General features: G+C 71.3%; 21 protein-coding genes, 1 tRNA gene and 1 riboswitch. Of the genes, 11 read left to right on the top strand and 11 right to left on the bottom strand.

The window, feature by feature from the left end; genetic code table 11:
• Positions 1-30: 30 nt before the first annotated feature.
• From CWC38_RS02970 to CWC38_RS02945, 6 genes are all read right to left on the bottom strand, one after another.
• Complete coding sequence (locus tag CWC38_RS02970) at positions 31-867, bottom strand: carbohydrate ABC transporter permease (RefSeq protein ID WP_121845343.1); 837 nt, start codon at positions 865-867, stop codon at positions 31-33.
• A gap of 6 nt (positions 868-873) precedes the next feature.
• The gene (locus tag CWC38_RS02965; protein WP_121845342.1) at positions 874-1,842 is read right to left on the bottom strand and encodes a carbohydrate ABC transporter permease; all 969 of its coding nucleotides are present in this window, start codon (positions 1,840-1,842) and stop codon (positions 874-876) included.
• On the bottom strand, positions 1,839-3,155 hold the full coding sequence (locus CWC38_RS02960; RefSeq protein ID WP_240625019.1) for an extracellular solute-binding protein: 1,317 nt from the start codon (positions 3,153-3,155) through the stop codon (positions 1,839-1,841). The genes CWC38_RS02965 and CWC38_RS02960 overlap by 4 nt, the downstream gene beginning before the upstream one ends.
• A 129-nt stretch (positions 3,156-3,284) precedes the next feature.
• Complete coding sequence (locus tag CWC38_RS02955; protein WP_121845340.1) at positions 3,285-4,205, bottom strand: AEC family transporter; 921 nt, start codon at positions 4,203-4,205, stop codon at positions 3,285-3,287.
• A gap of 124 nt (positions 4,206-4,329) precedes the next feature.
• Complete coding sequence (gene panD, locus CWC38_RS02950) at positions 4,330-4,782, bottom strand: aspartate 1-decarboxylase (protein ID WP_121845339.1); 453 nt, start codon at positions 4,780-4,782, stop codon at positions 4,330-4,332.
• A 141-nt stretch (positions 4,783-4,923) separates the two neighbouring features.
• A tRNA-Gly gene (locus tag CWC38_RS02945) sits at positions 4,924-4,997 on the bottom strand.
• Positions 4,998-5,109: 112 nt separating this feature from the next.
• Between CWC38_RS02945 and dcd the strand changes: the two genes are divergently transcribed.
• The gene (gene dcd, locus CWC38_RS02940; RefSeq protein WP_121845360.1) at positions 5,110-5,688 is read left to right on the top strand and encodes a dCTP deaminase; all 579 of its coding nucleotides are present in this window, start codon (positions 5,110-5,112) and stop codon (positions 5,686-5,688) included.
• Between the two features lie 10 nt (positions 5,689-5,698).
• On the opposite strand, the gene CWC38_RS02935 is transcribed toward dcd, so the two are convergent.
• A complete protein-coding gene (locus CWC38_RS02935) occupies positions 5,699-7,033 on the bottom strand; it encodes an MFS transporter (RefSeq protein ID WP_121845338.1) in 1,335 nt (444 codons plus the stop codon).
• A 164-nt stretch (positions 7,034-7,197) separates the two neighbouring features.
• On the opposite strand from CWC38_RS02935, the gene CWC38_RS02930 reads away from it, so the two are divergent.
• The 10 genes from CWC38_RS02930 (at position 7,198) to CWC38_RS02885 (ending at position 17,527) form a co-directional block, all read left to right on the top strand.
• Positions 7,198-10,299 carry a Na+/H+ antiporter subunit A gene (locus CWC38_RS02930; RefSeq protein ID WP_121845337.1) on the top strand — a complete coding sequence of 1,034 codons (3,102 nt, stop codon included), beginning with the start codon at positions 7,198-7,200 and terminating at the stop codon, positions 10,297-10,299.
• Positions 10,296-10,826 (top strand): Na(+)/H(+) antiporter subunit C, encoded by a 531-nt coding sequence (locus CWC38_RS02925; protein WP_121845336.1) that lies wholly within the window; start codon positions 10,296-10,298, stop codon positions 10,824-10,826. The genes CWC38_RS02930 and CWC38_RS02925 overlap by 4 nt, the downstream gene beginning before the upstream one ends.
• Positions 10,816-12,453 carry a Na+/H+ antiporter subunit D gene (locus CWC38_RS02920; protein ID WP_121845335.1) on the top strand — a complete coding sequence of 546 codons (1,638 nt, stop codon included), beginning with the start codon at positions 10,816-10,818 and terminating at the stop codon, positions 12,451-12,453. Before CWC38_RS02925 ends, CWC38_RS02920 begins: the two co-directional genes overlap by 11 nt.
• Positions 12,450-13,097, top strand: a complete 648-nt coding sequence (locus CWC38_RS02915) for a Na+/H+ antiporter subunit E (protein ID WP_121845334.1) — start codon at positions 12,450-12,452, stop codon at positions 13,095-13,097. Before CWC38_RS02920 ends, CWC38_RS02915 begins: the two co-directional genes overlap by 4 nt.
• A complete protein-coding gene (locus tag CWC38_RS02910) occupies positions 13,094-13,363 on the top strand; it encodes an MrpF/PhaF family protein (protein ID WP_121845333.1) in 270 nt (89 codons plus the stop codon). Before CWC38_RS02915 ends, CWC38_RS02910 begins: the two co-directional genes overlap by 4 nt.
• Positions 13,360-13,722: a monovalent cation/H(+) antiporter subunit G gene (mnhG, locus tag CWC38_RS02905; protein WP_121845332.1), complete on the top strand. Its 363-nt coding sequence runs from the start codon at positions 13,360-13,362 to the stop codon at positions 13,720-13,722. Before CWC38_RS02910 ends, mnhG begins: the two co-directional genes overlap by 4 nt.
• Before the next feature lie 130 nt (positions 13,723-13,852).
• Positions 13,853-14,125: a DUF4235 domain-containing protein gene (locus tag CWC38_RS02900; protein ID WP_121845331.1), complete on the top strand. Its 273-nt coding sequence runs from the start codon at positions 13,853-13,855 to the stop codon at positions 14,123-14,125.
• A 96-nt stretch (positions 14,126-14,221) separates the two neighbouring features.
• Positions 14,222-14,328, top strand: a riboswitch (TPP riboswitch).
• 57 nt (positions 14,329-14,385) lie between these two features.
• Positions 14,386-15,009, top strand: a complete 624-nt coding sequence (locus tag CWC38_RS02895) for an ECF transporter S component (RefSeq protein WP_121845330.1) — start codon at positions 14,386-14,388, stop codon at positions 15,007-15,009.
• The gene (locus tag CWC38_RS02890) at positions 15,006-16,727 is read left to right on the top strand and encodes an ABC transporter ATP-binding protein (RefSeq protein ID WP_121845329.1); all 1,722 of its coding nucleotides are present in this window, start codon (positions 15,006-15,008) and stop codon (positions 16,725-16,727) included. The genes CWC38_RS02895 and CWC38_RS02890 overlap by 4 nt, the downstream gene beginning before the upstream one ends.
• Complete coding sequence (locus tag CWC38_RS02885; protein WP_121845328.1) at positions 16,724-17,527, top strand: energy-coupling factor transporter transmembrane component T family protein; 804 nt, start codon at positions 16,724-16,726, stop codon at positions 17,525-17,527. The genes CWC38_RS02890 and CWC38_RS02885 overlap by 4 nt, the downstream gene beginning before the upstream one ends.
• An 18-nt stretch (positions 17,528-17,545) precedes the next feature.
• Here the strand turns inward: CWC38_RS02885 and CWC38_RS02880 are convergent, their stop codons facing one another.
• From CWC38_RS02880 to CWC38_RS02865, 4 genes are read right to left on the bottom strand one after another with little or no spacing between them, the layout of a single operon-like run.
• Positions 17,546-18,460: an aminotransferase class IV gene (locus CWC38_RS02880; RefSeq protein ID WP_121845327.1), complete on the bottom strand. Its 915-nt coding sequence runs from the start codon at positions 18,458-18,460 to the stop codon at positions 17,546-17,548.
• A complete protein-coding gene (locus CWC38_RS02875; RefSeq protein WP_121845326.1) occupies positions 18,457-19,083 on the bottom strand; it encodes a uridine kinase family protein in 627 nt (208 codons plus the stop codon). Before CWC38_RS02875 ends, CWC38_RS02880 begins: the two co-directional genes overlap by 4 nt.
• Entirely contained in the window at positions 19,080-19,571 is a 492-nt protein-coding gene (locus CWC38_RS02870) for a low molecular weight protein-tyrosine-phosphatase (protein ID WP_121845359.1), read from the bottom strand. Before CWC38_RS02870 ends, CWC38_RS02875 begins: the two co-directional genes overlap by 4 nt.
• Positions 19,572-19,611: 40 nt before the next feature.
• Positions 19,612-20,325: a TetR/AcrR family transcriptional regulator gene (locus CWC38_RS02865; protein WP_121845358.1), complete on the bottom strand. Its 714-nt coding sequence runs from the start codon at positions 20,323-20,325 to the stop codon at positions 19,612-19,614.
• Positions 20,326-20,467: the final 142 nt, after the last annotated feature.

Below are 20,467 nucleotides of genomic sequence, written 5' to 3'. Positions count from 1 at the left end.
TGTCTAAGCGTGGAAGGGGGAGGCCCGGGCTCAGCCCTTGACCGCGCCCTGGGTCAAACCGGAGACGATCTGGCGCTGGAACGCCAGCACGAGGAGCACCACGGGAATCGTGACGATGATCGCCGCCGCGGAGATGGCGCCGGCCGGGTCCTCGAACTGCGAGGCGCCGGTGAAGAACGCGAGGGCCGCGGGCACCGGGCGGGCCGCCGAGGTGGAGGTCAGGCCGATGCCGTAGACGAAGTCGTTCCACGCGATGAAGAACGCGATGATCGCCGTGGTGAACACACCCGGCATGGCCAGGGGCACGATCACCTTGCGGAACGCCTGCCACGTGGTGGCGCCGTCCACCTGGGCCGCGCGCTCCAGGTCCCACGGGATCTGCTGGAAGAACGCGGTGAGCGTCCAGATGGAGATCGGCAGCGTCAGGGACAGGTAGGGGATGATCAGGCCGAGCCAGGTGTCGTACAGCCCGATCTGACGCCACAGGTTGAACAGCGGCGTGACGATCGAGATGACGGGGAACATGGAGACCATCAGCGCGGTGGTCAGCACCAGCTTCTTGCCGGGGAAGTCCAGCCGTGCGATGGCGTACGCGCACAGGGTGGCCAGCACCACGGCGATGAACGTGGCGATCAGCGAGATGCCGATGGAGTTGCGCAGCGCGGGGAGGAAGAGGTCCTTGGCATCCCCCACGAAGATCTGCTCGTAGTTCTCCCCCACGAACTTGCTGGGGAGGAACTTTCCGGAGGTCAGGTCCGAGGGGGCCTTGAACGAGGTCATGAGGATGGACAGCACCGGGAACAGTGCGTACACCAGCACCAGGACGGAGATGACGGTCCAGCCGATTTTCTGTTTCGTGCTCAGCATGGCGGGTTACTTCCCCTTCCCAGAGCCACCGGTGAGGTCGACCTTGAAGACCTTGATGGCCACGAGCGCGATGATCATCACGCAGATGAACAGGATCACCGAGATGGCCGAGCCCAGGCCGATCTCGAGGCGACCGATGGACGTGCGGTACGCGAGCAGGGAGAGCGTCTCGGTGCCGTACTGCCCCTGGGTCATGATGAAGATGTTGTCGAAGATGCGGAAGGCGTCCAGCGCACGGAACACCACGGCCACCATGATGGCGGCCTTCATGTTCGGCAGGACCACCCGGGTGAGCCGCTGCCACGAGGACGCGCCGTCCACACGGGCGGCCTCCGTGAGCTCGCCGGGCACCTGGGCCAGGCCGGAGAGCAGCAGCAGGGAGATGAACGGGGTGGTCTTCCAGATCTCGGAGGCCATGATCACGGTCAGGGACGGGCCCGCGGAGGCGAACCAGTTGAAGTCCGGACCGATCACGGGCAGCCAGGAGAGCCAGTTGTTGACGTACCCGGTGGTGATGTCGAACGCGTAGAACCACGCGAACGCCGAGACCACGGTGATGATGCCGTAGGGCACCAGGATGGCGGTGCGCAGCAGCCCCCGGGTGGCCTTGATGGCGCTGTGCATCACGAGAGCGAGCGCCAGGCCCAGCACGAGCTCCACGAGCACGGTGACCACGGTGATGAGCATGGTCACCCCCAGGTCCTGCCAGAACACGGGGTCCGAGAACACGGTGGCGTAGTTGCCCAGGAACACGAACTCCTTGTCCCCGGGCGCGGTGAGCCGGAAGGAGAACAGGGAGTCCCACAGGGCCTGGACGATCGGGTACAGCGTGACCAGGAGCATGATCACGAACGCGGGGCCGGCGAGCAGCCACCCCAGTTTCCGCTCCGAGCGGGCCCGGTCCGAGAGGTGGGTCTTGGACCGGCCCTTCTCCGGTGCGGCCGCGCGAGCGCGCGAGTCGACGGTGCTACTCACAGCAGCGCATCTCCCTTCAGGACTTCCTTGATGAATTCGGTGGTCTCACGAGGGGTGTCCTCAGTGACGTCGCCGGGCGGGGTCCAGTTCTGCTGGATGGCCGTGGAGATCTCGTTGTAGTACGGGGTCTGCGGGCGCGGCCTGGCGGCGTCGAGGGACTTCCGGATGGTGTCGGACATGGGATAGGCCTTCTTGACCTCGGGGTCGTCGAACGCCTTCGCGGAGGACGGCGGGTTGCCGTTGGTGGCGAAGTACTGCGCCTGGTGCTCGGAGGAGACGATGCACTGCACGGCGTCCCACGCGAGGTCCTGGTGCTGCGAGGAGGCACCCACGCCCAGGTTGATGCCGCCGAGCGGGGGAGCGGACGGGGTGTCGGCGTTCACGCGGGGCCACGTGGTCCACTTGATGTCGTCCACCACGGACTGGTCCAGGGAGCCTTCCTTCACAGCACTCTGGGAGGCGGAGTAGATGAAGGGCCAGTTGACCATGAACGAGCCCTTGTCCCCCTGGAACTGGATCATGGAGGCGTTCTCGTCCTGGGTGGCCAGGCCCGGTCCGCCCAGGCCGTCCTTGCCGATGGTGCCGATGATCTCCGCGGCCTTGCGGCCCTGCTCGGAGTCCAGGTTGACCTGCGCGTCCTGGCCCTTCTCGCCGTCGGTGACGATGTGCCCGCCACCGGACTCCACGAGGCCGTTGACCCACACGGACATGGACTCCCCGCGGATGCCCTGCACGCCCAGGTGCTTGTCCTGGGACTGGGCGGCCTTGATGATCTGGTCCCACGTGACGGGCTGGGACATGTCCAGGCCCGCGGCCTTCGCCACGGACTCGCGGTACCACAGCAGCTGCGTGTTGGCCCAGAAGGGCACGGCCACGAGCTCGCCGTTCCACGTGGCTCCCTTGAGGGGGCCCTCGAGAGTGTCCTGCGTGGTGGCCGACACGACGTCCTGGGGCGGCTTGGCCAGGAAGCCCGGCTCCGCGAGCTCGGGCACGAACGGCGGGGCCAGGCTCATGATGTCCATGGAGGAGTCCCCGGCGGCGAGGCGGCGGGCGAGCTGCTCGCGCTGCGAGGAGGCGTCACGCGGCAGCAGGGAGGTCTGGATGGTGTACTTGCCGCCCGAGGCCTCCGAGCAGTCCTGCGCGATGACGGCCTGACCGCCGTCGTCCGGGTTGATGTACCACGTGAGGGTGGGCGGGCCGGACTCCCCGCCGCTGCACCCCGTGAGCAGCAGCGCGGACGCGGCCGCGACGGCCGCGACGCTGCGGACGGCGCGCGGTGTCCCGGCCCTGCGTGAGTGGTGAGTGGACTTCACAGTGGTTCCTCCCCTGGAGAGCGCATGTGCTGACCGGATCCGTCCGGGCATCCGCTGCGAATCCCGGTCGATTCAGCATCTGCACAGTCTACGGGTGGTGTGCGTCACGTCTGCCGTGTGACTCGGCGCTCAGGACAGGAAGACAGCGACCACCGTCATGCTCAGCACGGAGGTCACGGTGGTGAGCAGGACGGTGTCGCGGCACACCGTGGTGGCGCGGTCGTAGCGCACGGCCGCCACGTAGAGGTTCTGCGCCGTGGGCAGCGATCCCATGACCACGGCCGCGTACAGAGCCGACCCCTCGAGCCCGAGCACCCGTGCGAGCACGAGGGCCAGCAGGGGGTGGAGCACCACCTTGGCGCCCGTGGCCAGGAGCGTGTCCGCGCGGGCGCCGCGCACGGAGAGGGGGCGGGTGCCCACGAGGGAGATGCCGAAGGCGATCAGCATGGCGGGCACGGCGGCGCCGGCCACGATCCGCACGGGTTCCATCACGAGGTCCGGCGGGGTCAGGGCCGTGGTGGAGGACATGATGCCGAGGGCCGAGCCCACGATCAGCGGATTGCTCCCGATGCCGCGCAGCACGGAGCCCACGGTGGGCCGGTGCCCGCCCGTGAGCGTGTCCATCACGGTCAGGTACAGAGGTGTGTTCAGCGCCAGCTGGAACAGCATCACGGGTGCCACCCGGGAGGCGTCCCCCAGCACGAACAGCGCGATGGGGATCCCGAGGTTCGCCGCGTTGACCTGCCCGGCGGCCTGCGCGCCCATGACCACGGTGGAGGCGTCCCGTGCGAGCACGAACCGGGAGAGCAGCCCGTACGCGAGCATCGTGAGCCATGCGGACCCCGCGGCCACCAGGAGCGGAGCGGAGAAGACGTGGCGGACGTCCGCCTGGGCCAGCGTGGTGAACAGCAGCGGCGGGGAGCCCACGTAGAACGCCAGCCGGGACAGCACCTGCTGGGCGTCCGCGCCGAGCACCCCCGTGCGTCCCACCAGGTATCCCAGCCCGATCACGGCCCACACGATGAAGAAGCCGGACAGCACACCTGCCATGGACGCGCTCCTCGGGTCGGCGGTGCTGGTCGGTGGTCTGCCACGAGCGGCCCCGGGGAGGGGGCCGGGCCCTGGGCACGGGAACACCGGACCGCGGGTCCCGGCCCGCAGGGTGAGCGGCGCGTCAGACGCCGTCGACGGCGGAGTCCTCCCGGGCGGCGTCGTGGTCCCGGGCGTGCGGCGGGCGCACCATGTCCCCGACCACCGCGTCCGCCGGGTCCGAGCCCAGGGCCACGATCCGGTTGCGCTCGTCCACGTGCACCACGTGGGGTTCGTGGGAACGGGCCTCAGCGGTGTCCATGAGGGCGTAGGCGATCAGGATCACGAGGTCCCCGGGGTGCACCAGGTGCGCGGCGGCGCCGTTGATGCCCAGCACGCCGCTGCCGCGCTCTCCGGCGATCGTGTAGGTCTCCAGCCGGGCGCCGTTGGTGATGTCCACGATGGAGACGAGCTCTCCCGGGAGGATGTTCGCGGCGTCCAGCAGGTCCTGGTCCACGGTCACGGACCCCACGTAGTGCAGGTCCGCCTGGGTCACGGTGGCGCGGTGGATCTTGCCGGTGAACATGGTGCGCAGCATGGGTGCTCCTGGTGCGAGGTGTGGTCCGGTTCCATGGCGGGTGCTGGCCGCCGAGGAGTGCAGCGGGGCGGGGCGCCCAACGGCACGGGGTCCGGCACGCAAACGCCCCGGGACCTCTGCGGGTGCCCGGGGCGTGGTGCGTGGAGCGGCTGACGGGAATCGAACCCGCGTATCAGGCTTGGGAAGCGTGCGCTCTACCATTGAGCTACAGCCGCACTGCTCCGTCACGGCGTCGGCTCGAAACCGGCACCCGATGGAACGCCCACCACTGTACAACACGATGCGCCGCCCCGCCGATCCGCCCCGGCCGTGGACTACCGTGGTCACGTGCTCATCTCCGACCGCGACATCCGCCGCCAGCTGGACTCCGGACGCGTGCGCCTGGAGCCGTACGACCCGGCCATGATCCAGCCCGCGAGCGTGGACGTGCGCCTGGACCGCTGGTTCCGGCTCTTCGACAACCACAAGTACGCGCACATCGACCCCGAGCAGGAGCAGCCCGGGCTGACGCGGCTCGTGGAGGTGGCCCCGGACGAGCCGTTCGTGCTGCACCCCGGGGAGTTCGTGCTGGGGGCCACCTACGAGAAGGTCACCCTGCCGGAGGACGTGGCGGCGCGCCTCGAGGGGAAGTCCTCCCTGGGGCGGCTGGGCCTGCTCACGCACTCCACGGCGGGGTTCATCGACCCCGGCTTCTTCGGCCACGTGACCCTGGAGCTGTCCAACATGGCCACCCTGCCGATCAAGCTGTGGCCGGGCTCCAAGGTGGGGCAGCTGTGCTTCTTCCAGCTCTCCTCCGCCGCGGAGCACCCCTACGGCAGCGGCGCGTACGGCAACCGGTACCAGGGTCAGCGCGGCCCCACGGCCTCGCGCAGCCACGTGAACTTCCACCGCACGGTCATCGAGTAGCCACGCCGCGTCACACGCGGGTGGTGGTCAGCCCCTCCGGCGGCCTGGGCGTGAGCAGCAGCAGCGCGAGCCCCACGCCCACCACCACCAGGATGCCCAGGATCCCCCAGATCTGGGCCCCCAGCAGAGAGACGAACAGCCCGAACAGTCCCGGCGCCATGAAGCTCACGGCGCGTCCCGTGGTGGCGTACAGCCCGTAGATCTCGCCGTCCCGCCCGGGCGGGATGAGCCGCCCCAGGTACGTGCGCGACGCCGCCTGGGCCGGTCCCACGAACAGGCACAGAGCCAGCCCGCACACCCAGAACGCGGGCTTGCCGGTCCAGAACAGCAGCACCACGCCGGCCACCATGATGCCCACGAGGGAACCGGTGATGACCGCCCGGGGGCCCAGGGCGTCGTCGAGCGCGCCGCCCACGAACGCGCCGAGGGCCGCGATGAGGTTCGCCGCGACGGCGAAGACGATGACCTCCGTGAGGGAGAAGCCGAAGGTGCCGGCCGCGAGCACCCCGCCGAACGTGAAGACGCCGGCGAGCCCGTCCCGGTAGACGGCGGAGGAGAGCAGGAAGAACACGGTGGCGCGGCAGACCCGCCACAGCGAGGCGATCGTGGCGAACAGCTCGCGGTAGGCCCCGAGGATCCCCCCGCGGTGCGCGGGCGCCTCGGGGGCGGGCAGCGGCGGGCCCGCGAGTCCCCCCAGGGTGGGAGGGGCCGCGGGGGAGGGCCCGTGCACGGCGCCGTCGTATGATCGGAACGGCATGGAACGGGCGGTGACCATGAGGGGGAGGGAGAAGACCAGGATCCAGACGGCGCTGAACAGGGCCACGGCGCGGTAGTTCAGGGCGTCGTCCGTGGGAATGCCGAGGAAGCCGGGTGTGACGAAGCCGAAGAGCACGAAGGCCAGCGCGAAGATCCCGCCCACGTAGCCCGCGCCCCAGCCCCAGCCGGAGACCTTGCCCATGCGTGCGGGGCCGGCGAGGGCGGGGAGCATGGAGTTGTAGCCCACCGTGGCGAACTCCTGGGCCACACTGCCCACGGCCACGAGGCCCACGCCCAGGTAGAGGTACGCGGGTTCCGGGCGCGTGAGGAACGCGAGGCCCGTGCACAGCACGAGCACCCACGAGTTGACCGTGAGGAAGCGCGCGCGGGAGCGCGGGGTGTCCCCGCGCTGGCCCACGATCGGAGCGGTCAGGGCGATCACGAACCCCGCCACCGCCATGGCGGCGCTGAGCACCGTGGAGGTGTACTCGGGGGAGCCGAACGCCGAGCTCGTGAGGTAGACCGTGAACACGAACGTGAGCATCACGGAGTTGTAGGCGGAGGTGCCCGTGTCCCAGAGGCACCACATCAGCACCCGGGCGCGCGAACCGCCCCCGGCGGAAGGGGCGGGGACGTGTCAACAGTCTGCTTTGTTACGATGGGGTCTCTGCTCGCCCTCCCCACTTCCCCTCGACCGCCACTGCGCCCTGCCCGGGGCACGGGGCGTTCCCAGCGGCCCGAAAGGCAGGATCCATGATCCCGGTGCTGCTCCTCCACGGGATCGCCGCGCTGCTCGCACCCTCGATCATCCGGCGCACCGGTCGCTCGGGGTTCTACGTGGTGGCCCTGGCGCCGCTGGCGGGCCTCGTGTGGCTCTGCCTCAGCACGTCCCGCGTCTACGGCCCCGAGGGCGCCTGGTCCACCACCTTCGAGTGGATCCCCCAGCTGGACATCACCCTGTCCTTCCGCATGGACGCGCTGGCCTACATGATGTGCCTGCTGGTGCTGGGTGTGGGGACCCTGGTGCTCGCGTACTGCGCGCGCTACTTCAAGGCGGACGCCGAGGGCATCGGCCCCTTCGCGGCGCAGCTCGTGGCCTTCGCCGGTGCGATGTTCGGGCTGGTCACCGCGGACGACCTCATGGTGCTGTTCATCTTCTGGGAGATCACCTCGGTGCTCTCCTTCCTGCTGATCTCCTACTCCCGCACCAAGCTCGCCGCGCGCCGTGCCGCGCTGCAGGCGCTCGTGATCACCACCGCGGGCGGGCTCGCGATGCTCGTGGGGCTGCTGATGCTCGGGCACGAGGCGGGGACCTACCGGATCTCGGGCGTGCTGGAGGCGGCCCCCGAGATGCTGGGCTCCACCACCGTGGACGTGGCCGTGGTGCTCGTGCTCGCGGGCGTGGTGACCAAGTCCGCGCTGTTCCCCACCCACTTCTGGCTCCCCGCAGCCATGGCCGCGCCCACCCCCGTGTCCGCCTACCTGCACGCCGCGGCCATGGTGAAGGCAGGCATCTACCTGGTGGCGCGGCTGGCCCCGGGGTTCTCCGGGACCACGTACTGGCTGCCCGTGACCCTCACGCTGGGCCTGGGGACCATGGTCTTCGGCGGCTGGGTGGCGCTGCGGCAGTACGACCTCAAGCTCATCCTCGCCTACGGCACGGTGAGCCAGCTGGGCTTCATCACGTCCGTGGTCGCCTTCGGCACCCCGGACACCGCCATGGCGGGCATGGGCATGGTCATGGCCCACGGGCTGTTCAAGGCCACGCTGTTCCTGAGCGTGGGCGTGATCGACCACCAGGCCGGCACCCGTGACATCCGCAGGCTGTCCGGGGTGGGGCGTCAGGCCCCCAAGCTGTTCACGGTGGCCGTGATCGGTGCCGCGTCCATGGCGGGCCTTCCCCCGCTGCTGGGTTTCGTGGCCAAGGAGGCCGTGATCACGGCCTTCCTCGAGGAGGTCTCCGAGCCGGCGGGTCTCGCGGCACTCGTGTGCGCCGTGGTGGGTTCCGTGCTCACGTTCGCCTACAGCGCCCGCTTCCTGTGGGGCGGTTTCGCCCGCAAGTCCGCCCGCTTCTCCGAGCTCGACGCCGCTCCGGACGGCCAGTCCGTGATCAGCGAGTTCACGCCCGCGCCCTGGGGGTTCCTCCTGGCCCCCATGGTCCTGGCGGCCGCCACCGTGGTGCTGGGGCTGCACCCTGCACCGCTGGAGGCGGGCATCGCTCCCTACCAGGAGCTGTTCCCGCACGCGGAGGACGCTCACGTCCACCTCGAGCTGTGGCACGGACTCACCCCGGCGCTCGGGCTCTCCGCCCTGATCATCGCGGCGGGCGCGCTGCTGCACGCGGCCCGGCGCCCGGTCTCCGAGCTCCAGAAGCGGCTGCCGTCCCTGCCCACCGGGGACTACGTGTACCGCCGGATCATCAACGTGCTGGACATCGTGGCCGTGTGGCTCACCGGCCGCACCCAGCGCGGTTCGCTCATGTTCTACCTGTCCGTGATCCTCGTGACCGCGATCGTGGTGCCGCTCGTGGCGCTGTTCTGGTACGAGACCCCGCCGCTGGCCGGGTTCCGGTACGGGGACTCGCCGGCGCAGGTGGTCACCGGGATCGTGATGGTCGCCGCCGCCCTGCTGGCGCTCACGGCCGGCAAGCGGTTCCTGGCCGTGCTGCTGGTATCCGTGACCGGCTACGGCCTGGCCCTGATGTTCGCGCTGCACGGCGCGCCGGACCTGGCCCTGACCCAGATGCTCGTGGAGACCATCTCCCTGGTGGCCTTCGTGCTGGCCCTGCGCTCCCTGCCCGGCCCCCTGTGGAACCGGCGCAAAGCCGGCCACCGTGTGTTCCGGGCCGTGTTCGCCGTGGTCTTCGGGCTGTTCATGATGGCCCTCGCGGTGTTCTCCCTGTCCTCCCGCACGGCCGAGCGGATCTCCCTGGACATGCCCCGGATGGCATACGAGCTGGGTCACGGGGAGAACGTGGTCAACGTGATCCTCGTGGACATCCGCGCGTGGGACACCATGGGGGAGATCTCCGTGCTGACCGTGGCGGCCACCGGCATCGCCTCCCTGATCTTCGTGAAGGGCCGAGGGGACCGGTTGCGCAGCGAGCGCCACCTGCTGGACTCGCGTCAACTCAAGGCCCTGCGGGGCGCGGACTCCGCGGCCCACTCGCCGCAGGCCAGGACCCAGGAGATCGAGGTGGCCCGGCGCTTCACGTCCCGCCCGGATGCAGACCCGTTCCTGCTGGCCGGACGCACCCTGGCACCGGAACGGCGCTCCATCGTGTTCGAGGTGGTCGCCCGGCTGCTGTTCCACACGTTCATGATCGTCTCCCTGTACCTGCTGCTCGCCGGGCACAACGACCCCGGGGGTGGATTCGCCGGCGGTCTCATGGCCTCGCTCGCCCTGACCCTGCGCTACCTGGCCGGCGGCCGCTACGAGCTCGAGCGGGCCACTCCCGTCAACGCGGGCTGGATGCTCGGGGCCGGTCTGGGCATCGCCTCCCTCTACGCCGTGGCGCCCGTGCTCTTCGGCGGGGCGGTGATGGAGAGCCACACGTTCGAGTGGGACCTGCCGCTGTTCGGACACGTCAAGTTCGTCACGGCCCTGATCTTCGACGTGGGCGTGTACCTGATCGTGGTGGGCCTGGTGCTGGACATCCTGCGCTCCCTGGGCGGCCGCATCGACGAGCGGATCGAGCGCTCCGCCGTGGACCGGGAGAGGCAGCGCTCGGGCCGTGGCTCCAGGATCCGCCTGACCCGCAGCGGGGCCACGATGACCGCCCGGCGTTCCGACGATCCCGATGTCCCGGAGGGCTCCATGGTCTCCGGCGACGAAGTCTCGGAGGTGCGGCAGTGACCGTGAACCTGACCATGCTCGTGGTGATGGGCGTGCTGTTCTCCGTGGGGGTCTACCTCCTGCTGGAGCGCTCCCTCACCCGCGTCCTGCTGGGGCTCATGCTGCTCACCAACGGTGCGAACCTGCTGATCCTGCACACGAGCGGAGTGCCCGGCGCCGCGCCGCTCTACGACAAATCACTGGGCGGCTCAGAGTACTCGGACCCCCTGCCGCAGGCGCTCGTGCTCACGTCGATCGTGATCTCGCTGGCCACCACCGCGTTCCTGCTGAGCATGATCTGGCGCTCGTGGGTCCTCGCCCGCCGGGACGAGATCCAGGACGACCTCGAGGACCGTCGCGTGGCCCAGCAGTCCTCCTACGACGCCGAGGACGACGACGCCATGCCGCAGGACACCTCCGAGTTCAGCCACGGTGACGCGCGGTTCACCCCGTCCCGGCACAACGCCGAGGAGGCCACGGAGTCGCCGGGTCACCACAGGGTCGAGAAGCGGCAGCGGGACGACGGGAGGAGCACCCATGAGCACTGATCTAGCGCAGCTCGCACCGCTCGCCGTGCTGATCCCGTTCGTGGGCGCGGCCGTGAACTTCGTGGTGGTCCACCGCAACAGGCTCCAGCGCACCGTCACCGTGGGCACCATGGTGCTCACGCTCGTGCTCAACGCGCTCATGCTCGCGGACGTGTGGAACCAGGGGCCGCAGGCCGTGCACCTGGGGGGCTGGGCCGCGCCGTACGGAATCGTGATGGTGGTGGACCAGCTCTCCGCCCTGATGCTCGTGGTCTCGGTGGTCGTCTCCCTCACGGTGCTCGTCTACGCGGTGAGCGAGGGTGTGGCCGGCGGGGACGACGAGGGCCCCATCTCGATCTTCTACCCCACGTTCCTGCTGCTCGTGGCCGGGGTGTCCAACGCGTTCCTCGCGGGGGACCTCTTCAACCTCTACGTGGGATTCGAGATCCTGCTGACCGCGTCCTACGTGCTGCTCACCATGGGTGGCACGGCGCAGCGCATCCGGGCGGGCGTCACGTACGTGGTGGTCTCGGTGATCTCCTCGATCCTGTTCCTGATCTCGCTCGGGATGATCTACGGCGCCACGGGAACCGTGAACATGGCGGACCTCTCCGTGAAGCTCGCGGACCTGCCGCAGGGCACGCAGATGCAGCTGCACCTGATGCTGCTCATCGCCTTCGGGGTCAAGGCGGCGGTCTTCCCGCTCTCCTTCTGGCTGCCGGACTCCTACCCCACGGCGTCCGCTCCCGTGACCGCGGTGTTCGCGGGACTGCTGACCAAGGTGGGCGTCTACTCGATCATCCGCACCGAGACCCTGCTGTTCCCGGGACGCCAGATCAACGACCTGCTCATGTGGGTGGCCCTGCTGACCATGCTGGTGGGCATCCTGGGTGCTCTCGCCCAGATCGACATCAAGCGCATGCTCTCGTTCACGCTCATCAGCCACATCGGCTACATGATCTTCGGCATCGCGGTGGGCACCCCGCAGGCGCTGGCCGCGGTGGTCTACTACATCGCGCACCACATCGTGATCCAGACCAGTCTGTTCCTCGTGGCGGGGCTGATCGAGCGGCGCGGCGGCTCCACCAACGTGGACCGGCTCGCGGGGCTGCTGAAGATCTCGCCCCTGCTGGGAGTGCTCTACCTGATCCCGGCGCTGAACCTCGGGGGGATCCCCCCGTTCTCCGGGTTCCTGGGCAAGGTGGGTCTGCTCGAGGCGGGCATCAGCAGCGGCACGTGGCTGGACTACCTCCTGGTGGGGGTGTCCGTCCTGGTCTCGCTGCTCACGCTCATGGCACTGGTGCGCGTGTGGAACCGCGTGTTCCTGCGCCGCGTGGACGACGCCGAGTACCCGGACCCCGTGCTGCGCGCCACCACGGCGCAGGGCCACCGGCCGCGCACCTCGCGGGTGGTCGCGGGCAAGCCCGGCAGCAGGTTCTCGGGCGCGGCCCCCGTGGTCCTGCTCCCCAAGACCATGGTGGGTGCCACGACGGCGCTCGTGGCGGTGGGCGTGGCCCTCACCGTCCTCGCGGGGCCGCTCTTCGACCTCGCGGGCAGCGCCGCCGACAACCTCGTGCACCCCGACCGCTACACCGAGGCCGTGCTCGCCCCCGTGGGCGAGGGTGGCGTGAGCGAGGAGGCCCCGTGAGCACGTCCGCCGTCCGCCGGCAGTCCCGCAACTCCCTGCGCGCCGAGCTGCCCCTCATCCTGTGGCTCGTGGTGGTCTGGGGCGCACTGTGGGGGGACTGGAGCCCCGGCAACCTGGTCTTCGGGCTGATCCTGGCCCTGCTGGTCACGCGCCTGCTGGTGCTGCCACCCGTCCGGCTCTCGGGCAGGTTCAACGTGGTGCACTTCGCGCTGTTCGTGGTCACGTTCGTCTGGCAGGTGGCCAAGGCCAGCCTGGTGGTGTTCCTGGTGGCCCTGCGGAAGGGACCCCGGGTGCGCAACGCCGTGCTGGGGATCCGGCTGCGCCAGAACAACGACCTCCTGATGACCGCCGTGGGGCACACCATGGCGCTGATCCCCGGGTCCCTCGTGGTGGAGGTGGACCGGGGGAACGGCATCCTCTACTTCCACGTCCTGAACATCGCCACACCGGCGCACGCGGAGGCCTTCCGCCGCTCCGTCCTGGACACCGAGGCGGCCTGGATCCGGATCATGGGCTCCCGGGAGGACCTCGCGCTGCTGCCCGTGAAGGGGGACCCGGGGCGCACGGAGGCCTCGGGCGCGGTGGAGTCCCCCACCGAGAACATGCAGGAGGCCGGGGACGGCCCAGGAGAGGAGCGCTCATGACCGTGTTCGACGTGGCCGTGTGGGTGTGCGGCGTCATCCTGGCGCTCGCCGCCGCGGGCACCCTCTACCGCCTGGCCAAGGGGCCCTCGCTGCTGGACCGGGTCATCGCCACGGACGTGCTGCTCGCCATCGTGGGCGCGGCGCTCGCCGTGGAGATGGTCTACCACCACCACACCGACAACATCGTGCTGCTGGTGATCGTCTCCCTCGTGGGCTTCCTGGGCTCCGTGACGGTCGCGCGCAACGTGGGACTGGACCGCTCGTGAACTGGCAGACCGTGGTGGACGTCGTGGCGCTCGTGTGCCTGGTGGTGGGATCCTTCATGTCCCTGGCGGCCGCGGTGGGTCTGGTGCGCTTCCCCGACCTGCTCTCGCGCATGCACGCGGGGACCAAGCCCCAGGTCTTCGGGCTGCTCCTGCTGCTCACTGCGGTGGCACTGGAGAGCGGAGAGCCCCGGATGGTCCCGCTGCTGGTCCTCGCGTGGATCTTCCAGCTGCTGACCGTTCCGGTGTCCGCGCACATGGTGGGCCGCGCCGCGTACCGTTCCAAGCACCTGCACGAGGAGAACCTCGTGGCGGACGAGCTGCGGGACGTCGTGGCGCGCGCCGGGGACGAGTCCGGCTGAGGGTGGCATCCTGCCGCCTCCCCCGCAGCGGTGTCCCCGGCCACGCGCCGAGGTTCGTATGCTGGGGTAGGAACACGACGCCGTCGCCCACCCTGCGCCGGCGGCACTCACGAGAACCAAGGAGAAACCCATGAACAAGGCGATGGACCTGCTCGGCACGGCCGCTTCCCTGGGCGGTGTGGCCCTGTCCAACAAGGCGCTGACCGTGGTCTGGAAGAAGGTCACGGGCAACGAGCCCCCCGCCAAGAACCCGGACGAGGACGAGGCCTGGCGGGACATCATCCTCTGGTCCCTGCTCACGGGCCTGGTGGGCACCGTCATCAAGGTGGGCATCTCCCGCCAGGTGGCCAAGATGCAGTCCGAGGACAACGACTCCGCGAAGACCTCGCAGACCGAGATCTGATCCGCGTGACCGCGGCCCCCGGGCTACGGCCCGCACCGCACGACGCCGCACGGCCGGGTACCCCGCGTACCCGGCTGCGCGTCGTCTAGACTGGGGGCTCAACGACAGGGGAGCGCCGCAGCGGCGCTGAGAGTGCGCGCGAGCGCAGACCCTCGAACCTGATCCGGTTCATACCGGCGCTAGGGAGTCGAGCATCTCAGGGGCACGGACGCACGGGCGTCCGCAGTCCCTCCCCTCCTGGAGTCTTCAGGAGGATCTTCATGACGCAGGTACGCAGCACCACCGCACGCACGTCCCCGGGCCGGGGGCCCCGCACGCAGTCGTGGCGGGTGGTGGACATCGTGGTGGCCGCCGTCCTGGCGGCGGTGTGCGCAGTGATCTTCTGGATGTGGTCCAACCTGCTGTACCCCGTGGTCGCCACGAGCGCCGTGGCGTACCCGCCCTCGGCCGGTCTCATCTCGGGCGGCTGGCTCGTGGCGGGCACCCTCGGCGCGCTGATCATCCGCAAGCCCGGCGCCGCACTGTTCTGCGAGTTGCTGGCCGCCGTGCTGGAGGGCTTCCTGGGCACGCACTTCGGCTGGACCGTGGTGATCTCGGGCCTCGTGCAGGGCCTGGGCGTGGAGCTCGTGTTCCTGCTCACCGGGTACCGGCGCTTCGGGCTGCTGGTCGCGACCCTCGGCGGGGCCGTCTCCGGGCTGTTCCTCGGTGTGAGCGAGGACATCATGTACAACTACGAGTGGGCCACGGACCAGAAGGTGGTCTACGCCGTTCTCACCACGCTCTCCGGCGCCGTGATCGCCGGCGCGCTGATGTGGTTCGTGGTGCGGGCGCTGCAGGCCACCGGGGTGCTGGGCGCCCTCGCGTCCGGGGCCGCGCGCCGATGACGGCGGCGGGGCCCGTCCCCGCGGGTGCGGCGGTGGAGCTTCGCCGTTTCGGCTGGCACTACCCCGGCCGGCAGGACGCGAGCCTCAGCGAGGTCACCACCACCGTGGCACCGGGGGAGCGGGTGCTGCTGTTGGGCCCCTCGGGGGCGGGCAAGTCCACCCTGCTGCAGGCGCTCGCCGGGGTGGAGCAGGACCCGGACGGCCAGTCCGGCTCGGGCGAGGTGCTCGTGGACGGGGCGGACCCCCGGGACGCCCGGGGCGCCGTCGGGTTCATGCACCAGGACCCCGAGACGCAGGTGGTGCTCTCACGCGTGGGGGACGACGTCGCCTTCGGGCTGGAGAACCTGGCCGTGCCACGCGAGCAGATCTGGCCGCGCGTGCGGGACGCACTGGAGCGCGTGGGGCTGGACCTGCCGCTCGAGCACCCCACCACCGCGCTGTCCGGCGGGCAGAAGCAGCGCCTCGCGCTCGCCGGTGTGCTCGCGATGCGTCCGCGCCTGCTGCTGCTGGACGAGCCCACCGCGAGCGTGGACGGGCAGGGCGCCCAGGAGCTGTGCGGCGCCGTGGCCCGGGCCGTGCGGGACGAGGGGATCACCCTGGTGGTCGTGGAGCACCGCGTGGCCCTGTGGGAATCCGTGGTGGACCGTGTCGTGGTGCTGGACGAGCACGGCCGCGTGGCCTTCGACGGGCCCACGCACGAGACCCTCCACGAGGCCCGCGCCCTGCTGCAGGAGCAGGGCACGTGGGTTCCCGGCTGGGTCCCCGAGACCCGTCCGCCGGCGCACCGCTCGGACAGCCGTGCCCCCGCCACCGGCACCGGCACCGGCCCAGCCTCCCGTGCCCCGTCCGTCGAGGCCCCTGCCACAGTTCCTGTCACTGCAACTGCAACTGCAACTGCGACCGCGGCTGCGACCCCTGCGGCGTCCGACGGCGCGGTGCTGCTGAGCGCGCGGGACCTCGCGGTCTCGCGCGTGCAGCCCACACGGCGCGCGGTGGCGCGCAGGCGACGTCGTGCGCGGGCGGCGTGGCGGCGTGGACAGGAGGCCCCGGAGCCCGCAGCCGTGCCGGACGTGCCGGTGGCCGCGGAGAACATCTCGCTGGACGTGCGCGCGGGGCGCGCGCTGGCCGTGACCGGGGTGAACGGGGCGGGCAAGTCCACCCTGGCGCTGACCCTCGCGGGGCTGCTCGTGCCCGTGCGCGGCACGGTCCGGGCCAGCGCCCGGCTGGCGGGGGACGCCCCCCGGGACCCCTCCCTGTGGGACGGCGGCGAGCTCGTCGCCCGCGTGGGCACGGTGTTCCAGCACCCCGAGCACCAGTTCCTGCGCCCCACCGTGCGGCAGGAGCTCGAGTTCGGTCCCGAGCAGCTGCGCCGCCGGGCCGGCGTCGCGCACCGCACGGATCCGCCCGCGACGGAGGACGACGCCGCTCGCGTGGCAGAGCTATTGCACCGCCTCCGCCTGGCGGACCTCGCGGACGCCAACCCCTTCACGCTCTCCGGGGGGCAGAAGCGGCGGCTGTCCGTGGCCACGGTGCTCGCGGCCGCGCCGGACGTGCTCATCCTGGACGAACCCACGTTCGGCCAGGACGCGCGGACGTGGCAGGAGCTCGTGGACCTCCTCGTCACGGAGCTGGACCGGGGAACCGCGGTGGTCGCGGTGACCCACGACCGCGACCTGATCGACGCCCTCGCGGCCGAGGAACTGGAGCTGGGCGCATGAGCACCGTCACCGCACCGTCTATGTTTGCGCCCCGCACCGGGTTCCTGGCGCGCGCCAACCCCGTGGTCAAGCTGCTGGGGGCGCTGCTGATCACCCTGGTGATCGTGGTGAGCGCGGACCCGGTCACCAACGCCGTGGCGCTCGCGGGCCAGCTCGTGCTGCTCGCGGGCGTGGGGCTGGGCCCGTGGCGGCTTCTCACCACCCTGTGGCCCGTCGTGCTGGCCGCCGTGATCAGCGGCTGGGGCACCGCGATGCTCTCCACCGCGGGCGGTCCCGTGCTGCTGCACGTGGGGTGGGTGAGCATCACCACCGGGTCGCTGGCGGCCGGTGCCGCGATCGCCCTGCGCGGACTGGCCATCGCTCTGCCCGGGATCACCGTGCTGCTGACCACCGATCCCACGGACCTCGCGGACGGTCTCGCGCAGACGCTCCGGCTGCCCGCGCGGTTCGTGCTCGCGGCACTCGCCGCCCTGCGACTCGTGGAGGTCATGGTCACCGAGTGGGGTGTGCTCGCGGCGGCCCGCCGGGCCCGTGGGGCCGGCGGCGGACGCGGACCGTGGAACGCGCTGCGGGAGTTCGGCGGCCAGGCCTTCACGCTGCTCGTGCAGTCCCTGCGCCGGGCCACGCGGCTCGCCATGACCATGGAGGCCCGCGGCTTCGGCGCGGGCCCGCGCACGTGGGCGCGCACGCTGCACTACGGCCGCGTGGACGTGCTCGTGGGCGCCGCCGTGGTGCTGACCGCCGTGGGGGCACTGGCGGTGTCGATGTCCCTGGGCACGCACCGGTTCATCTGGCAGTGAGCGGCGGGCCGAGCCGCATCAGGCGCCCACCAGGAAGTCCGTGAGCGTCCGCGTGAGCCGCTCGTCCGTGGGCACCGGGTGACCGTCCACCGAGGTCACGGGTGCGGCCAGGCGCACGGAGGACGTGAGCCACACGGCGCTCGCCGTCAGGAGGTCCTCGGGGTGCAGGGGTCCGTAGTCCACACCCCAGCCGTGGCGCCGGGCGGCGTCGAAGATCCGGGCCTGGGAGGTGCCCGGGAGAACGCCGCGGGACGGTTCGGGCGTGAGCAGGGTGGGAGCGGCGTCGCCGTCCCGGACGCGGGCGCAGACCACGGAGGACGTGGCGCCCTCCAGGATCCGGCGGTCCGTGGTCGTCACGAACACCGCGTCCTGCGCGCCCCGGCTGCGGGCATGGCGCACGGCCGCCATGTTCACGGCGTAGGAGAGCGTCTTCACACCGGGCAGCAGCCACGGCAGCCCGGCGTCCTCGGCGAGGTCGTGGCCGCGCTCCAGCAGCAGGACGGACACGCCGTCCCGGCGGGCCGCGAACGTGGCCCCGGGAACGGGGGAGGCCGTGAGCCACGCCCACGGCTCCCCGTCCGGGGTGCCGCGCGCCACGGTCAGCTTCACGGCGTGCTCCGCGCCGAGGTCGCGCGACGGGTCACGGGAACCGGGCGCGGCGGCGTGGAGGGCGAGCTCCAGCGCGGTGCGGCACGTGGCCGCCGACGGCGCGGGCAGCTCCGCGGCGGCCGCGGAGGCGCGCAGCCGTGCGTGGTGGGCGTCGAACTTGTAGGCCACCCCGTCCAGGACGTGCAGGGTCTCGAAGACGCCGTCCCCGCGGGTGAGTGCCTGGTCCTCCAGGCCCACGTGGGGCAGGGTGGGATCCACGAGCCGCGGCTGCCCGGTGAGCGGGGAGATGATGACGGCCGTGGCTCGCGCGCCGCGGGGTGTCACGGGGTCTCGCGCTCCGGGGCGGTGGACGGCTCCAGGGACGGCCCGGGGAGGATGATGTCCGCGGCCTCCCACACGGGGTCCCCGGCGAGGTACTCCGCCTCCTGCGCGGCCCACTCGTCCCAGTGCGCGTCGTAGGCGCCGCCGTCGCGGGCCAGCGCGCGCTGCCTGCGCTGCGCCGTGGGCAGCTCCACCCAGACGGAGGTGTCGAGCAGGGCACGGGCCTCCCGGTGGCACGCCCCCACGCCCTCCACGAGCACGATCTCCGCCGTGCGCGTGAGACGCGGGGTGCCGGGCTCGTTGGTGAGCCAGTCCCACGCCGTCCAGTGGGCGTCCGCACCGCGCCGCAGGGGCTCGAGCACCTCGGAGAAGTACATGCCCATGCCCCGGACCAGGCCGTCCCACCCGGGGTAGAGGTCCTCCAGCCGGAACACGACGACGTCGTGCGAGCGGCGCAGCACCTCCGCGAGCTGGTCCGTGAGCGTGGTTTTGCCCGCGCCGGAGCGGCCGTCGATGCCCACGATGCACGGCTTGCGCGTGATGGGCGGCAGCAGCCGCGCGAGGTTGACGCCGTCCGGGAAACGGGCGGTCTCGTCGTCCTGGAAGCCCTCCTCGGGTCCGATCACCGGGTGGTCACCCGTTCCTGGAGCCACGCGACCAGCCCGGGGGTGGCCGCACGGATCTGCTCCCACGCGGTGGCGAAGTCCTCCGAGCCGCCGTACCAGGGGTCCGCGATGTCCAGGTCCTCGCCGGTGCCGGTGGCCTCGGGGTCGAAGCTGCGCATCATCCGCACCTTCCCGGCGTCCGCCGAGTTCAGGCGCTGCAGCAGCTGCCGCCGGTGGGAGTCCGTCATGGCCAGCAGCAGGTCCGCGTCCGCGAGCTCCTCGTCCGTGATGCGGTGGGCACTGTGCTCGGGCAGCTCCAGCCCGTTGCGGGTCAGCACGCTCTGCGCGCGCGGGTCCACGGGGCGCCCGTGCTCCTCGTCGCTCACACCCGCGGAGGACACGCGGACGCGGTCCGCGAGTCCCGCGCGTTCCACCTCGGCCCGGAGCAGGGCCTCGGCCATGGGGGAGCGGCAGATGTTGCCGGTGCACACCGTGACGATATCGACCATGGACACCACTGTACGGAAAATCCCCTCCCTGCGGTGGTGCTCAGGGCGCCGTACCGCCTGACCACGTCTGCCGCTCGATCCCGGCCAGCAGCAGGTCCAGTCCCGCGACGTACTCCGCGCGGTCGTCGTGGCGGCGGAACTCCCCGAGGATCGAGTGCACGAACGGGAACTCCCGTGGGCTCGCGTGGTCCCAGCGCTCGAGCTGCTCGCGGAACATCTCCTCCGCGTTCGCGGCGTCCCGCAGCTGCTGGCGCTGGGAGATCTCCGCCCCCATGCCGGACGCGTAGTTGGTGACCGCGAGCGACGCGTGGAACTGCTGCGTCGTGGTGAGCTCCATGCGCTGCAGGATCTGCCCGGTGCACTCCCACGTGCGCAGCGCGTTCTCCTCGTCCGGGCCGGCGTTGACGAGCTGCGCCGCGAGCCACCGGTGGGCCAGCATCTGGGAGAAGAGGCACAGCGAGAAGCACCGCAGGTCCGCGAGGGCCGCCGCGGTGGCCGCGCTGGTGCGCCCGTCCGGTGCGGGCGCCGCGAAGTCCGTGAACTGCTCCGGCGCACACCTGGAGCCCTCCCGCAGGGCCTGGAACTCGTGCAGCGCACGACCCAGCACCTCGTCCGCGACCATGGCCATCAGATCGTCCTTGCCGGACGCGTACCAGTAGAGGCTCGCCACGCCGCTGTCGAGCTCCGCGGCCAGGTTGCGCAGCGTGAGCCGCTGGGCTCCGTCCCGGTCCAGCATGGTGATCGCCGTGTCCACGATCGCGTCCACGGACAGGGAGGCACGACGTCGCCCACTCGCCCGTCCGCCCCCGCCCCGCGTTCTCGGGTCCCGCCCGCCGGACGGTCCGCGCGGGGCGGGGGCGGACGGGCGAGTGGGCGACGTCGTGCCTCCCTGTCCG

The sequence above is a fragment of the Kocuria tytonicola genome (assembly GCF_003687455.1).
GTDB classification, from domain to species: Bacteria; Actinomycetota; Actinomycetes; order Actinomycetales; family Micrococcaceae; genus Kocuria; species Kocuria tytonicola.
This window is presented reverse-complemented; position numbering and strand designations above follow the sequence as displayed.

Bases quoted from the DNA above. Each gene is read 5' to 3' on its own strand.
- CWC38_RS02970 (WP_121845343.1), bottom strand. From the start codon at position 867: ATGCTGAGCACGAAACAGAAAATCGGCTGGACCGTCATCTCCGTCCTG.
- CWC38_RS02955 (WP_121845340.1), bottom strand. From the start codon at position 4,205: ATGGCAGGTGTGCTGTCCGGCTTCTTCATCGTGTGGGCCGTGATCGGG.
- panD (WP_121845339.1), bottom strand. From the start codon at position 4,782: ATGCTGCGCACCATGTTCACCGGCAAGATCCACCGCGCCACCGTGACC.
- CWC38_RS02935 (WP_121845338.1), bottom strand. From the start codon at position 7,033: ATGTGGTGCCTCTGGGACACGGGCACCTCCGCCTACAACTCCGTGATG.
- CWC38_RS02930 (WP_121845337.1), top strand. From the start codon at position 7,198: ATGATCCCGGTGCTGCTCCTCCACGGGATCGCCGCGCTGCTCGCACCC.
- CWC38_RS02920 (WP_121845335.1), top strand. From the start codon at position 10,816: ATGAGCACTGATCTAGCGCAGCTCGCACCGCTCGCCGTGCTGATCCCG.
- CWC38_RS02910 (WP_121845333.1), top strand. From the start codon at position 13,094: ATGACCGTGTTCGACGTGGCCGTGTGGGTGTGCGGCGTCATCCTGGCG.
- CWC38_RS02900 (WP_121845331.1), top strand. From the start codon at position 13,853: ATGAACAAGGCGATGGACCTGCTCGGCACGGCCGCTTCCCTGGGCGGT.
- CWC38_RS02895 (WP_121845330.1), top strand. From the start codon at position 14,386: ATGACGCAGGTACGCAGCACCACCGCACGCACGTCCCCGGGCCGGGGG.
- CWC38_RS02890 (WP_121845329.1), top strand. From the start codon at position 15,006: ATGACGGCGGCGGGGCCCGTCCCCGCGGGTGCGGCGGTGGAGCTTCGC.
- CWC38_RS02885 (WP_121845328.1), top strand. From the start codon at position 16,724: ATGAGCACCGTCACCGCACCGTCTATGTTTGCGCCCCGCACCGGGTTC.
- CWC38_RS02870 (WP_121845359.1), bottom strand. From the start codon at position 19,571: ATGGTCGATATCGTCACGGTGTGCACCGGCAACATCTGCCGCTCCCCC.